At 63.1% G+C, this 13,732-nt stretch carries 14 protein-coding genes; 9 read left to right on the top strand and 5 right to left on the bottom strand.

Annotation, left to right across the window (positions count from 1 at the left end):
• Nucleotides 1-13 precede the first annotated feature (13 nt).
• The gene (gene rsmA / locus ACWHXT_RS12985) at nucleotides 14-838 is read left to right on the top strand and encodes a 16S rRNA (adenine(1518)-N(6)/adenine(1519)-N(6))-dimethyltransferase RsmA (RefSeq protein ID WP_447956146.1); all 825 of its coding nucleotides are present in this window, start codon (nucleotides 14-16) and stop codon (nucleotides 836-838) included.
• A complete protein-coding gene (gene apaG / locus ACWHXT_RS12980) occupies nucleotides 835-1,212 on the top strand; it encodes a Co2+/Mg2+ efflux protein ApaG (RefSeq protein ID WP_447956145.1) in 378 nt (125 codons plus the stop codon). The genes rsmA and apaG overlap by 4 nt, the downstream gene beginning before the upstream one ends.
• Here apaG and ACWHXT_RS12975 read toward each other — a convergent pair.
• Both ACWHXT_RS12975 and ACWHXT_RS12970 read right to left on the bottom strand, forming a co-directional pair.
• A complete protein-coding gene (locus ACWHXT_RS12975) occupies nucleotides 1,209-2,657 on the bottom strand; it encodes an FAD-dependent oxidoreductase (RefSeq protein ID WP_447956144.1) in 1,449 nt (482 codons plus the stop codon). The genes apaG and ACWHXT_RS12975 overlap by 4 nt on opposite strands.
• The gene (locus ACWHXT_RS12970) at nucleotides 2,657-2,866 is read right to left on the bottom strand and encodes a hypothetical protein (protein ID WP_447956143.1); all 210 of its coding nucleotides are present in this window, start codon (nucleotides 2,864-2,866) and stop codon (nucleotides 2,657-2,659) included. The genes ACWHXT_RS12975 and ACWHXT_RS12970 overlap by 1 nt, the downstream gene beginning before the upstream one ends.
• A 114-nt stretch (nucleotides 2,867-2,980) precedes the next feature.
• Between ACWHXT_RS12970 and ACWHXT_RS12965 the strand changes: the two genes are divergently transcribed.
• Together ACWHXT_RS12965 and ACWHXT_RS12960 are read left to right on the top strand one after the other, a co-directional pair.
• Complete coding sequence (locus ACWHXT_RS12965) at nucleotides 2,981-3,796, top strand: symmetrical bis(5'-nucleosyl)-tetraphosphatase (RefSeq protein ID WP_447956142.1); 816 nt, start codon at nucleotides 2,981-2,983, stop codon at nucleotides 3,794-3,796.
• 1 nt (nucleotide 3,797) lies between these two features.
• A complete protein-coding gene (locus ACWHXT_RS12960) occupies nucleotides 3,798-4,916 on the top strand; it encodes a polynucleotide adenylyltransferase (protein ID WP_447956141.1) in 1,119 nt (372 codons plus the stop codon).
• Nucleotides 4,917-4,921: 5 nt separating this feature from the next.
• Here ACWHXT_RS12960 and folK read toward each other — a convergent pair whose 3' ends face one another.
• Nucleotides 4,922-5,434: a 2-amino-4-hydroxy-6-hydroxymethyldihydropteridine diphosphokinase gene (folK, locus tag ACWHXT_RS12955; protein ID WP_447956140.1), complete on the bottom strand. Its 513-nt coding sequence runs from the start codon at nucleotides 5,432-5,434 to the stop codon at nucleotides 4,922-4,924.
• Nucleotides 5,431-5,811: a dihydroneopterin aldolase gene (gene folB / locus ACWHXT_RS12950; protein WP_447529553.1), complete on the bottom strand. Its 381-nt coding sequence runs from the start codon at nucleotides 5,809-5,811 to the stop codon at nucleotides 5,431-5,433. The genes folK and folB overlap by 4 nt, the downstream gene beginning before the upstream one ends.
• A gap of 80 nt (nucleotides 5,812-5,891) precedes the next feature.
• Between folB and plsY the strand changes: the two genes are divergently transcribed.
• The gene (gene plsY / locus ACWHXT_RS12945) at nucleotides 5,892-6,476 is read left to right on the top strand and encodes a glycerol-3-phosphate 1-O-acyltransferase PlsY (RefSeq protein ID WP_447956139.1); all 585 of its coding nucleotides are present in this window, start codon (nucleotides 5,892-5,894) and stop codon (nucleotides 6,474-6,476) included.
• On the opposite strand, the gene tsaD is transcribed toward plsY, so the two are convergent.
• Nucleotides 6,473-7,519, bottom strand: coding sequence for a tRNA (adenosine(37)-N6)-threonylcarbamoyltransferase complex transferase subunit TsaD (tsaD, locus tag ACWHXT_RS12940; protein WP_447926686.1), 1,047 nt, complete (start codon nucleotides 7,517-7,519; stop codon nucleotides 6,473-6,475). The two genes, plsY and tsaD, sit on opposite strands and share 4 nt — an antisense overlap.
• Nucleotides 7,520-7,670: 151 nt before the next feature.
• On the opposite strand from tsaD, the gene ACWHXT_RS12935 reads away from it, so the two are divergent.
• From ACWHXT_RS12935 to rpoD, 4 genes are all read left to right on the top strand, one after another.
• Nucleotides 7,671-9,098: an amidohydrolase family protein gene (locus ACWHXT_RS12935; RefSeq protein WP_447956138.1), complete on the top strand. Its 1,428-nt coding sequence runs from the start codon at nucleotides 7,671-7,673 to the stop codon at nucleotides 9,096-9,098.
• A 178-nt stretch (nucleotides 9,099-9,276) separates the two neighbouring features.
• Nucleotides 9,277-9,492 (top strand): 30S ribosomal protein S21, encoded by a 216-nt coding sequence (gene rpsU, locus ACWHXT_RS12930; RefSeq protein WP_007113641.1) that lies wholly within the window; start codon nucleotides 9,277-9,279, stop codon nucleotides 9,490-9,492.
• A 189-nt stretch (nucleotides 9,493-9,681) separates the two neighbouring features.
• Complete coding sequence (gene dnaG, locus ACWHXT_RS12925) at nucleotides 9,682-11,517, top strand: DNA primase (RefSeq protein WP_447956137.1); 1,836 nt, start codon at nucleotides 9,682-9,684, stop codon at nucleotides 11,515-11,517.
• A 284-nt stretch (nucleotides 11,518-11,801) separates the two neighbouring features.
• On the top strand, nucleotides 11,802-13,658 hold the full coding sequence (gene rpoD, locus ACWHXT_RS12920; protein ID WP_447529548.1) for an RNA polymerase sigma factor RpoD: 1,857 nt from the start codon (nucleotides 11,802-11,804) through the stop codon (nucleotides 13,656-13,658).
• Nucleotides 13,659-13,732: the final 74 nt, after the last annotated feature.

Genomic DNA, 13,732 nt, shown 5'->3' with positions numbered 1-13,732 from the left:
GGACTTTCGTTAGATGTCTCAAGCGCCCCTTCAACACCGAGCTAGAAAACGCTTCGGTCAGAACTTTCTTCGTGACCCTGGCACCATTTCGCGCATCATTCGCGCTATTGGGCCGGCGAAGGGCGACCGGCTGATCGAGATCGGCCCGGGTCAGGGCGCGCTGACCGGGCCGCTTCTGGACGCCAACGGCGCTCTTGAAGTGGTCGAGCTCGACCGTGACCTGATCCCGGGGCTGCGCGTGCAGTTTTTCAACTACCCGGGCTTTGTCATTCACGAAGGCGACGCGCTGAAGTTCGACTTTCACGCGCTCAAGGGCGACGGCCCGGCGCTGCGCGTAGTGGGCAACCTGCCTTACAACATCTCGACGCCGTTGATCATCCACCTGCTGGGCATGGGGTCCGCGGTGGCGGATATGCACTTCATGCTGCAAAAGGAAGTCGTCGAGCGGCTGGCCGCCGAACCCGGCGGCACCGACTGGGGGCGGCTTTCGGTCATGGCGCAGTACTACTGCCAGGTCGAGCAGCTCTTCGTCGTGGCGCCGGAGGCGTTCGTGCCGCAGCCCAAGGTGGATTCCGCCATCGTGCGGCTGACCCCCCATGAGGAGCTGCCCCATACGGCGACGGACCCGGCGCTTTTGTTCGAGCTGGTCAAGCTCGCCTTCGGCCAGCGGCGCAAGACGCTGCGCAACAACCTCAAGGGGCGGGTTAGCGCCGAGACCCTGGAAAGCCTCGAGATCGACCCGGGCCGGCGCCCCCAAACGCTGAGCGTAGAAGAGTACGTCACGATCGCCAACCACGTGGCCGCGCTTTCGCCGGACGCCGAGCGGGGTGATTCGTGAGCCAGTTAGCGATCGAGGTGAGCGTGGTCCCGGCGTACTGCCCGGAGGAGTCCAGCGAAAGCGAGTCGCGTTACGTGTTCAGCTATACCGTGACGGTGCATAACCAGAGCCCGCACAGCGTGCAGCTGATGGCGCGCTACTGGAAGATCACCCAGGGCAGTGGCGACGCCCAGGAAGTACGCGGCAAGGGCGTGGTCGGCCAGCAGCCGCTCATCGGCCCCGGCCAGCGCTTTCGCTACACCAGCCGGGCGATTCTGCAAACCCCGGTCGGCGTCATGGAAGGCGCCTATACGCTGCTCAACACCTCCACCCAGCGCGCTTTCGACGTCGCCATCGCGCCGTTTCGTCTGGCCGCGCCCAGCCAGCTCCACTAGCCAGGTATCTCGCCACGCAGCTTTTCGTCGAGGTGAACGCCAAGGCGCAGGGCGAGCTGCACGATGGTGAGCGTGGGGTTGGCATGGCCGGCGCTTGCGAACACGCTGGAGCCGGCCACGTACATGTTTTGCTGGGCGAAGAGTCGGCAGTCGCGATCGACCACGCCCTGGTCGGCGCTCTCACTCATGCGCGTACCACCCATGTGATGGCGCCCGGCAATTTCCCCCTCTTCGGGCAGCGCTACCGGCTCCGCGGCTAGCCAGTCGGCGAACTGCACGCGGCCAATATTCTGCTTAAGCAGGTACTCGCCCAAAAGCATCAGGCTTTCGCGAATCGTATGCCGGTCGAGTGCCGACTGCTGCCACACCAGCCGACTCAACGGCACGCCCAGCGCGTCGCGCTCATTGGAAAGCTCCACGGCGTTGTCGAATCGCGGCTCCTGCTCCCAGGCGGCGCGCAGGTACACCCCGTGCATGACCGGGCCACCCGCTCTTCCCGCGAGTTCGGCGCCAAGCCCGGGCGCCTGCTCGGCAAGCTCCGTGATGAGCGCCTCGGTGGCTTCCGGGGCCATGCGGTGCAGACGCAGCCCGCAGTTGAGGATGCCGCGCTCGGCCATGGCGGCGGCGGTGGGCGAGAGATAGACGTTGTAATCGGTGTCGAGCCCGAAGCGGGCGGGCTCGAACAACAGCGCCTGGCCGATGGTCGCGTGGGGGTGCTCCATCCAGTAGCGGCCAAGCGTTCTGTCATCCGGCACCAGCCGCCCGCCGCTTTGCTGATTGCACCAAAGCAGCAGGCGCGAGTTTTCGATGCCGCCGCAGGCCAGCACGAAGGTGCGCGCGCGTATGGTTTTGCGTACGCCGTCGAAGTCGCTAAACGTAGCCGCGTGCACGCGGTCACCGTCGGTCTCGAGCCCGACCAGGTTGGCGGTCAGGCAGTAGGTGAGGGTCTCGAGCCCGTTCAGGGTGGCGGCGAACTTGTCCTTCATGCGCACGGCATGACCCAGCGAGAAATAAACGCGCTCGAGCCCCGCGCCGTCGATGGGCGCATCCGGTGGGATGGTTTCCAGGTCCAAAAGCGCCGCGGCGGCTTCGAAATAAGGGGCGAGCGCTTGCTTGCCGATCGGCCAGCCGGTTTGTGGCGCGGCGGTCTTGGCGGTGAAGTCGTGGGCGTCAAGCGTCCGGCATACGCCGCCCCAGTGGTTGGTCGAGCCGCCCATATAGCGAAGCCGGATACTGGCCAGATCCAGGTAGGTGTCGCCTACGCTGGTACCCCGGTAAAGTGCCTGGGAGCGCTCGCTTCGCGAGGCCTCGCCGCCTTCGCATAGAAGCACCTGGTGGCCCTGCTGGGCCAGGGTCATGGCAAGGGTAATGCCCGCCGCCCCGGCGCCGATCACGCAGACATCATAAGGCTGGCGCTCGCTTAGCGCTTCAAATGGCTGATACATTAATGGTTAGTGTCCAGGTCGGCGGGGGCGAGCAGCCAGCCGTTTTTGATCACCGGTGCCGCGGTTTGGGCGGCAAAGGCGCTGGTCCAGGGGGCGCCGGCCAATAGCGCGCTCCCGGCGCCCAGCGAGGCAGCTTTTAAAAGCGCCCGGCGTGCAGGGTCTTTCGCCGTTGACGGCTGACCGGTCTTCGTTAAAGAGATAGCTCGCATAGGGCCCGTTTTTCGTTGTGATGGTCGTCCCCCCAGATTAGCCGATCGGATGCCGGGAGCGGGGCATTTTCTTTAACGTTTTAATCTTTATTAGCCAACCATAAGGCTTTTTTTATGAGTACATACGCCATCGGGGATCTGCACGGCTGCCACGCGGAGTTCGTCGCCCTGCTCGATAAGCTCAGCTTCGACCCGACCCGCGATACGCTGTGGCTGGTGGGGGATCTGATCAACCGTGGCCCCGGCTCGCTTGCCTGCCTGCAAGAGGCCAAGGCGCTGGGAAGTGCCGCGCGCTGCGTACTGGGCAATCATGATTTTCACCTGCTGGTGGCCGCCCGGGGCGGCGGGCGGCTCAAGCGCGGCGACACCCTGGACGATATTCTGGGCGCCCCCAAACGCGAGGCGCTGCTCGACTGGCTTCAGGCCCAGCCACTGGCGGTCGTAGAAGAAACCACCCTGATGGCCCACGCCGGAATACTTCCGAGCTGGGGCGCCGAGGCCGCGCTTGGCTACAGCGCCGAGGTCCAGGCCGCGCTTGCAAGCGAGTCTTCCGGGCGCTTTCTCGAGACGCTTTACGGCAATGAGCCGGCGCGCTTCACCGAGGCACTGGACGGCATGGACCGGCTGCGCGCCCTGGTCAACGTGTTTTGCCGTATGCGCTTTATCAGCGCCGATGGCACCCTCGATTTTGCCGCCAAGGAGGGCCTGGATAGCGCGCCAGCCGGTTTCTACCCCTGGTTTCAGTTCCCGCGGGAGGACGATATTCGGCTCATATTCGGCCACTGGGCTGCGCTCGAGGGCCAGACCCCAAAGGCTAAAATCGACGTCCACGCCCTGGATACCGGCTGCGTGTGGGGCGGCGCGTTGACCGCGATGAACCTCGATACCGGCGAGCGCATCGCGGTGGCCAGTCAAAATGAAGGAGCTTAAGGTGGCCGAACACGATCGTCGCCTGGAGGGGCTGGAGGTTTACCGGGTGGGCGGCGCCGTGCGCGATGCGCTGCTGGGCTGGCCGGTTTATGACAACGACTGGGTCGTGGTGGGCGCCACGGTCGATGCGATGCGTGAGCGCGGCTTCAAGCCCGTAGGCCGTGATTTTCCCGTGTTTTTGCACCCGGAAACGGCCGAGGAGTACGCCCTGGCGCGTACCGAGCGCAAGGCCGGTCACGGCTATAGTGGCTTCGAGGTGCACGCAAGCCCACAGGTGACGCTCGAAGAGGATTTGCTGCGCCGGGATTTGACCATCAACGCTATCGCCCAGCGCCCGGACGCCACGCTTTGCGACCCGTTCGACGGCCAGGGCGATCTCGAAAAACGCGTGCTGCGCCACGTTTCGCCGGCGTTTGGCGAAGACCCGCTGCGCGTGCTGCGCACCGCCCGTTTTCTGGCCCGCTACGCGGAGCTTGGTTTTGTCATCGCCGATGAAACGCGTGCGCTGATGCGACAGATGAGCGACGCCGGCGAGCTCGAACACCTGGCCGCCGAGCGGGTGTGGGTAGAAACCGAAAAGGCGCTGGGCGAGCCGAGCCCGGCGGCGTATTTCACCACCCTGAACGATTGCGGGGCGCTTGAGAGCTGGTGGCCAGGGCTTGCGCCGGTGCTTGTCGAGGCGCTTGCGCTGATGCGCCTGGCCCCGCCCGAGCAGGGCCAGGCGCTGGCCCACTGGCGTATGGCGTTACTGGCAAGTGCCCTCAGTGATACCAAACGGGAGGCGCTGGTCGAGCGGCTGCGCCTGCCCAACGCCGTGGCCGCGCTTTGCCGCCACGTGGCGCTCACCCGTGCGCTGTTGAAGGCCGCCCTGAGCGCCGAGGGCGTATTCAACTGGCTGGAGCGGCTGGACGCCTTTCGTAAACCCGCTCAGGTCGAAGCACAGCTCGAGCTGGTGGCGACGCTGGCGCCGGACTTACGGGAACCGTTGACCCAGGCATTTGAGCACGCGCGCAAGGTCAACCCCCAGGCGCTGATAGCCGAGGGCTTTCGCGGTGGGGAGCTTGGCCAGGCACTGCGCGAGCGGCGCCAGTGGGCGGTTTCTGAGGCGCTGTCAGGTTAAAAAGCTCAGGGCGAGATCGCCACGCCGCGCCACTCGAAGGCCACCGGCCAGAGGCGCTGGTTTTGGAAATCGGCGCGCTCGAAAAGCGTTTTGTAAGGGGTCTGGCAGCGGGGGTGGCGCTGGTCGGGCAGAAGCTCCGCCAGCGGCTGGAGCACGAAGGCGTAGCGGGTGATGTCGTCCCGGGGAAGCGTAAGCTCACCCATTTGCGCGCAGATGTCGCCCACGCTCAAAAGGTCGATATCCAGCGCCTTGGGCTGGTGGCGCTGGGTGGCGACGCGCGGGTTTAGCGCCGCTTCCTGGGCCTTCGTCCAGGCGCTGAGCGCCGGGATACTCCAATCGCTTTTGAACGCCACCACCGCGTTATAAAAGTTGGCTTCGCCTTCGCAGCCGACCGGCTCGCTTTCGAAGACCCGCGAGATGCTGACCTCGCCAAAGGTTTGCTCGAGCGCCTCGAAACAGGCGGCCAAATGGCGTAGTGGCTCGGCGTTGCTGCCAAGGCTTAAACACACCAGGTTCACGGCGTGGATGCCTCGATGACCTCGGGGATCTCGCCGCGCACGATTTCAAGGCCGACGCTTTGTGCCTGGGGTACTGCACCGGGCTTGCGCACGGCCAGGCGTAGCCAGCTAATCGGAAACTCGTGGCGCAGGTATTCGCAAAGCCGTTCGGCGAAGGTTTCGATCAGTGCGAACTGATGCGCGTCGGCGAACTGCTGAATACGCTGGCAGATCGCGGCGTAGTCCAGGGTCAGGCGTAAATCGTCCGTCGCCGCGGCCGGGCGTATATCCGTTGCAAGCGTTAGATCCAGGCGCAGCGACTGGGTGATGGTGCGCTCCCAGTCGTAAACGCCAATAACGGTTTCAATCACCAGGCCTTCAATTAAAATACGGTCCATGCGTCTTATCCCCATCACAGTCAGGAAATAGTGTACGTGAGCAAGCCGGTCAACGATACAAAACAGCGGGTTGTTGCCGGGTGGTAGCGCTTCTCTGCGTGGTGTTGGGTTACCTTTGCGGTAGCTGGCTCGCCGCGCTTTTCGTGTGCCGCCTGGCCCGGGTGGCGGACCCGCGGGAGTGCGGTTCCTGCAATCCCGGTGTTTCCAACGTGCTGCGCCTTTACGGGCCGCGCCTGGCGGGCGCGACGCTTGTCCTCGATGCCGCCAAAGCGATGCCCGTGCTTGCCCTGGCCAAAGGCCAGGGGCTGCCGGTATGGGTTCAGGGCGGGGTGGGCCTGGCGGTGCTGCTGGGCCACAGCTACCCGCTGTGGCACGGCTTTCGCGGCGGCAAGGCGGTGGCCTGCGCCTTTGGGGCGCTGTTGGTGCTGGTGCCCTGGGTGGCGCTATCAAGCGCGGCATGCTGGGCGCTGCTGGCCTGGCGGCTGCGCACCGCGGCGGCGGCCTCGCTTATAAGCGCGCTGCTCGCTTTGCTGCTGGCGCTTTGGTTTTCCCCGGCCTACGTCTATGTGGTGGGCACCTTTACGCTGGTGGTGTTCTTACGCCACGCGTTCAATATTCGCCGCTTGCGCCGAGGCGAGGAGCCCGACCTTGGCGGGCGCCGCTAACGCGCGGGCGGGGTGAGCTTCTCCAGTGGCCAGCGCGGCGTGGCCTGCATGATGCCGACCTGGTCATGCTCGCCGGCGTTCAGGCGCATCGCACCCACATAAGCGATCATCGCCCCGTTGTCGGTGCAAAACCGCGCACGGGGGTAGAAGGTGTCGGCGCCGCGCTTTCGGGTCTCCACGGCCAGGCGCTCGCGCAGGCGCGCGTTGGCGCTGACCCCGCCGGCCATCACCAGCCGCTTGAGGCCGGTTTCGTCCAGCGCCCGACGGCACTTGATCACCATGGTATCGACGACCGCCTCCTCGAACGCCCGGGCAACGTCGGCGCGGGCCTGCTCGTCGAGCGCCCCCTCGGCATCGAGTTTTTTTAGCGTCGTCAGGGTGTGGGTCTTGAGCCCGGAAAAGCTGAAGTCGAGCCCGGGGCGGTCGGTCATCGGCCGCGGAAAGCGAAAACGCTTGGGGTCGCCGCGTTCGGCGAGTTGGGCGACCAGCGGGCCGCCGGGGTAGGCAAGGCCCAGCATCTTGGCGGCCTTGTCGAAGGCTTCACCCGCGGCGTCGTCCACGGACTCGCCCAGCAGCCGGTAGCGGCCGAGCCCGGCCACTTCGACCAGCTGGGTATGCCCGCCGGAGACCAAAAGCGCGGCGAAGGGAAACGCCGGGGCGTGCTCCTCGAGCATCGGCGCGAGCAGGTGGCCCTCCATGTGGTGCACGCCCAGCACCGGAATATCCAGCGCCCGAGCCATGCCGTGGGCGGTGCTGGCACCCACCATCAGCGCGCCGACAAGCCCCGGCCCGGCGGTGTAGGCGATACCGTCAAGGTCCTGTTTGCCAAGACCTGCCTGGTGCAAGACCTGGTCGATCAGCGGTAACAGCTTACGGGTATGATCCCTTGAGGCGAGCTCGGGCACGACGCCGCCGTACTCGGCGTGCATGGCCACCTGGCTGTAAAGCGCATCGGCCAAAAGCCCTTCGCCCTCGGGCTTTTGTGTATCAAATATCGCTACGCCGGTTTCGTCGCAGGAGGTCTCAATGCCAAGCACACGCATAGGGGGTCTCTGTAAATCACTTGATGGCGGCGATTTTATCACGCTTACCCGGCGAGCCGTTATGCGCTTTCGTCGTTCACCGGCGGTTGACGCCAGGAAAAGCTCGACTAGCTTTAGTGAAGATCCGTTTATCCACTTCGAGGAGATCGTAATGCGGGACCCGTTCAGTATTACCCGGCGTAGGCTTTTGGGCACAGTGTCCGCCGTCGCGGGGGCAAGCTTGATCCCCGCCGCCTACGCAAGCGACTCCTCAAACGAGAGCGGTGAAGACGCATCCGAAGCCTCACCCCAGCGCTGGTGTATCAAAGGCGCCACCGTGCTGACCATGGAGCCGGGCCGCGCGCCGCTGGAAAAAGCCGACGTCTGGGTCGTCGATGGCAAGATCGAAGCGGTGGGTGAAAATCTCGATACCGGCGATAGCGAAATCATCAACGGCGAAGGCTTCATCGTCATGCCGGGGCTCGTCGATACTCACAACCATCTGTGGCAAACCCAAATGCGCGGTATGTTCGGCCAGCGCGAGGACAACCTGTTCTTCCCGCTGACCAACCACCTGGCCGAGCATTTTCGCGCCTCCGATATCTGGGTCGGCGAATATCTGGGGGCGATGGAGAACGTTAGCGCCGGGATCACGACCAGTAATGACTTTTTCGACAATAACCGTAGCCACGAGCATAGCCAGGCGGCGCTTGAGGCGCTGTCCGCCTCGCCGCTGCGCGTGCGGCTGCTTTTCGGCAACGAAAGCAAAACCAACGGCAGCCAGATCGATCTGGAGCGCCTGAGCGAGCTTCACGACAACTGGGAGCGTTACGGCGAGCAGGGGCGCCTTTCCCTGGGCCTGGCCTGGCGGCTGCCGAATAATCTGGGCAACCAGGACGCGCTGACCATGAAGCGCCGAGAGTTCGACACCGCGCGGGAGCTTGACCTGCCGATTTCCGTGCACGTAAGCGGCGAAGGCCGCCACGAGATGTTCCAGCATCTGATCGATGGCGAGTTTTTGGTACCCCGGCTTCAGGTGGTGCACGCCACCGACGCGCGCGAAGAGCACCTGGCCGCCCTGGCCGAGGCCGGGGCGAGCCTTTCGCTGACGCCGGTCACCGAGCACCGGGTCGGCTACGGGCTCACCCGTCTTTCCCACTTCAAGGACGTCGAGCGTTTGGGGCTGGGTATCGACGGCAACGCCCTGGCGGGTTGCGGCGATATGTTCGCGGTGATGAAGCACGCCGCGCTGACCGAGATTGGCGCCAGCGGCGAGCAGGAAGGCGTCGACTGCGAGCGCCTCGTTTCCCTTGCCACCCGCCAGGGCGCCGAGTCCATCGGTATGGGCGAGGAGATCGGTACGCTCACCCCGGGCAAGCAGGCGGATCTGATCATGCTCGATACTAAAAGCGTCAGCCTTGGCATGCTGCCCACCGAGCCTTTTGCCTTTATCGTATTCGCCGCCACCCCGGCCAACGTGTCGCTGGTCGCCGTGGGCGGGCGCATCGCCAAACGCGGCGGCGAGCTTTTGGACCTGGACGAAGAGCAGCTTGCCTCGCGCATTGGCGCCTCGCTTTCACACCTGCGCGAGCAGCTTTGAGCCCTGGCCGCCCACGGTGTTTGGCGAAGGCGGCCCAAAAGCGGCCGGTTGCAAAATTGCCTTGTGGCGACTAGACTACTCGGCGCTGTAAAAAGGGTCGTACACTGTATCTACAGATGTTGTATAAAGCGGTGTACGCACTATCCGAACTAAGTCTCCTTAAGGTGGTGAGTGCTTAATGCCTTCTGTAAAAGTACGTGATAACGAGCCGTTTGACGTCGCCCTGCGTCGCTTCAAGCGTTCTTGCGAAAAAGCCGGTGTTCTTTCCGAAGTACGCCGTCGTGAGCATTACGAGAAGCCGACTGCTGAGCGCAAGCGCAAAGCGGCCGCGGCCGTAAAACGTCACGCCAAGAAGATTCAGCGTGAGCAAAAGCGTTTCGAACGGCTCTATTGATCCGTACCCAGAAATATCCACGTTGGTTTTAGTGGATATTTCAAGAGGGATGCCAAGCGGCCGCCGTAAGGTGGCCGTTTGTTTTTAAGGCGCCCCAAAAATCGATGCTTACAAGAGAGAGTGGCGTAACCCAAGCAGGCCGTTTGGGTTACATTATTTTGTCTTGCCCCGCGCAGGAAACGTTCACCCATGGCCGGACAGATCCCCCAGCGATTCATTGACGATCTATTGGACCGCGTCGACGTCGTCGAGGTGGTGGGTGAGCGCGTGCAACTTAAAAAGGCCGGGCGTAACTACTCGGGCCTTTGCCCCTTCCATCAGGAAAAGACCCCTTCATTTACGGTGAGCGCCGACAAGCAGTTCTACCACTGCTTTGGCTGCGGCGCCAACGGCAACGCGCTGCGCTTTTTAATGGAGTACGACAAGCTCCCTTTCCCCGAAGCCGTCGAACAGCTGGCCGCACGCCAGGGGCTCGAGGTTCCGCGCGAAGGCGGTGACGACCCCCGGGAGCGCAAGCGCGAGCAAAAGCGCAAAGAGGGCGTGAACCTTCTGGAGCTTGCCGGTAGCTTTTACCGCGAGCGGCTCAAAATGCAGGAAGGCCAGGCCGCCAAGGCGTACCTCAAAAAGCGGGATTTGTCCGACGAGGTGATCAGTACCTACGGTATCGGGTTCGCCCCGGACGGCTGGGAGGCGCTCAAGCAGCACCTCGGCGCCAAGGGCGTGAGCGAAGAGGTTCAGGTCGAATACGGGCTTTTGATTCACCGCGAAGATACCGGGCGCACCTATGACCGTTTCCGCGACCGGGTGATGTTCCCCATCCGCGACCTGCGCGGGCGCACGCTGGGCTTTGGCGGGCGCATCATGGGGGACGGCCAGCCGAAGTACCTGAACTCGCCAGAAACGCCGGTGTTTCATAAAGGCCGCGAGCTTTACGGGCTTTATGAGGCCCGCCGGGCGGTCAATAAGCTCGAACAGCTGATCATGGTCGAAGGCTACATGGACGTGGTGGCGCTGGCGCAGTATGGCATTCACAACGCCGTGGCAACCCTTGGCACTGCGACTACCGAAGATCACCTGCATCGCCTTTTTCGCTTGGTCAACCGCGTGGTGTTCTGCTTCGACGGCGACCGCGCCGGGCGTCAGGCCGCCAGCCGGGCGCTGGAAACGGCGCTGCCGCAGATGATCGACGGGCGCGAGGCGCGCTTTTTGTTTCTGCCCGAAGGCGAAGACCCGGATTCGCTGGTACGCCGCGAAGGCGAAAAAGCCTTTCAGGACCGGGTCACCTGCGCGATGCCGCTGTCCGAGTTTTTGTTCGAGCAGGCCGGCCAGGGGCGCGATTTGAATACGGTCGAGGGGCGCGAACGCTTTGCAAGCCAGGTACTGCAGGCGATTGGTAAGGTGCCGGAGGGCATGCTTCAGTCGCTGCTGTTCGAGGCGCTTGCCAAGCGAAGCGGGCTCGCCAAAGAGCAGCTTCAGGCCATGCTCGAAAAGCGCGCCCCGGCGCCTGCCGCCGAGGTCGATGTCGACGAGTCGGCGCAGTCTGCGCCTTCCCCCGCCGCCCCCCGGAAAGCGGCCAGGCCGCGGTCGGCGCTTGGTAAGGTGCTCTCGAGCGTCGAACGTATCAATCAATTGCTGCTTTTCGAGCCGCGGTTGGTCGAAGCACTACCGGGCGAGCTCGACTGGCTGCCGGAAGACGACAGTCATACGCCGCTTTGTCGCGAGCTGGTCACGCTTTTGCGCGCCGGGCGCTATAAAAGCCCCCAGGTGGTGCTGGCGCATTTTCAAGGCAGCGAAGAGGGCCAGGTGCTGGCCGAGCTTGCCCGGCGGGAGCTTTTGATTCCGGCGGCTACGCGCGAAACCGAGCTTTTAGGGCTGGTCGAACACCTAAGCGCCCATCAGCGCAAGCGCTCGCCGGAAGAGGAGTACCACGCGCTGCTGGCGCTCGAGCGTTCGGGGCAGAAACTTGATAAAACCCAGCGGCAACGTTTGGCCACCCTGGTGGTCGAACTGACACGCAAGCAGTAGCGTCACAACAGGAAATGAAATCGAGAAGCGCTCGAAGCGAAGAGCAGGGTAGGGCGTTTGAAAAGAGCGCAGTGTGCGGGTTGAATTTCCGCCGCCAGGCGCCATATAGGGAGTATTACGGGCCATAAAATGGTCTAACCGAACAAACTAACACACCTGATTCACCGCGCAAATACGTTTCGCTGGGAAAAAACCAGCAAATTACGCTATAATGTTCGGCTTGTTGAGTTTAATCGATTCAGCGCCCCAGGTGTTTCATTCTTCTTCGTCGAGATAGGGTTTCTATGGCTGGAAATGCGCAGCAGCAGTCGCGTCTGAAGGAGTTGATCGCGCGCGGCAAGGAACAGGGTTACCTGACCTATGCCGAGGTCAACGACCATCTACCCGAGGATATCGCCGACCCGGATCAAGTGGAAGACATCATTGGCATGATCAACGACATGGGTATCAATGTCGTTGAAGAAGCGCCGGATGAAGACACTTTGATGATGTCGGATCACTCCACGGACGAGTCCGCTGCGGAAGAGGCCGTTGCGGCCCTTGCCGCCGTGGAAAGCGACGTAGGTCGCACGACCGACCCGGTGCGCATGTACATGCGCGAGATGGGTACGGTCGAGCTTCTGACCCGCGAAGGCGAAATCGAAATCGCCAAACGGATCGAAGAGGGCACGCGGGAAGTGATGTCGTCACTTGCCTATTTGCCGGGCGCGGTGACCTCCATCCTCGACGCCTACGACGCGACCCAGGACGAGGAGGCGCCAGGCCGACTGTCGGATCTTTTCTCCGGCTTCATCGACCCGGACGAAGGTATTCCAGGCGTTGCCGAAGCCGAAGTGGTTGAGCCCGAAGTCGACCCTGAGCCTGGCGATGACGCCGAGATCGACGGCGACGGTGAGGACGAGGACGACGATAGCACCGCCAGCGAAGGTGGCCCGGACCCGGAAGAGGCGCGTGCGCGCTTCGAGCAGATCCGTGAGCAAAACGCCGCTGTGGACACCGCGTTCAAAAAGCATGGCCGCGGCAGTGCCGAGCTCAAGGCCGAGCAGGCGCGTCTGGCCGAGCTGTTCTCGCCGATCAAGCTCGTGCCCAAGCACTTCGAACGTCTGGTGGGCCAGGTGCGTATCAGCGTCGAGCAGGTGCGGGCCCAGGAAAAGGCCATCATGCAGCTTTGCGTGAAAAAGGCCAAGGTACCGCGCAAGCTGTTCATCAAGTCCTTCCCCGGTTTTGAATCGAACAAGGGCTGGCTGGATAAATTCCAGGAAGAGCAGCCGAAGTACGCCGATCGTTTGGAGCCGCTGCGCGCCGATATCGCCCGCTGCCAGCGCAAGATCGCCTTTGAAGAGGACATGGTCCAGCTGATCGTGTCGGATCTCAAAGAGGTCAACCGCAAGCTCTCGATCGGTGAGGCCAAGGCGCGCCGGGCCAAGAAAGAGATGGTCGAGGCCAACCTGCGTCTGGTGATCTCGATCGCCAAGAAGTACACCAACCGTGGCCTTCAGTTCCTGGATCTCATTCAGGAAGGCAACATCGGTTTGATGAAAGCGGTCGACAAGTTCGAATACCGCCGCGGTTACAAGTTCTCGACCTACGCCACCTGGTGGATTCGTCAGGCGATTACCCGTTCGATCGCCGACCAGGCGCGCACCATCCGTATTCCGGTGCACATGATCGAAACGATCAACAAGCTCAACCGCGTATCGCGTCAGATGCTTCAGGAAATGGGCCGCGAGCCCACGCCGGAAGAGCTTGGCGAGCGCCTTGAGATGCCGGAAGACAAGGTACGCAAGGTCCTGAAGATCGCCAAGGAGCCGATCTCCATGGAGACGCCCATCGGTGACGACGACGACTCGCACCTGGGTGACTTCATCGAAGACGGCACCATGCTGCTGCCGATCGACCTGGCCACCGGCGAAGGCTTGATCGAGGCGACCCGCAATGTGCTCGGTGGCTTGACCGCCCGGGAAGCCAAGGTGCTGCGCATGCGTTTCGGTATCGATATGAACACCGACCACACCCTCGAGGAAGTGGGCAAGCAGTTCGACGTGACCCGCGAGCGTATCCGCCAGATCGAAGCCAAAGCGCTTCGCAAGCTGCGCCACCCCAGCCGCTCGGAGCCGCTACGCTCGTTTCTCGATGAGTAGTGAAGCGTGAGTGGTAAGTAGTGAGTGGTAATTAGTGAGTGGTGAGTAGTAAGTGGTAAATAGTAAGTAGTAAG

Source organism: Vreelandella halophytica, from assembly GCF_968193635.1.
Note: the sequence above shows the minus strand (reverse complement) of the source record. Positions and strands in the feature narration are given on the sequence as shown.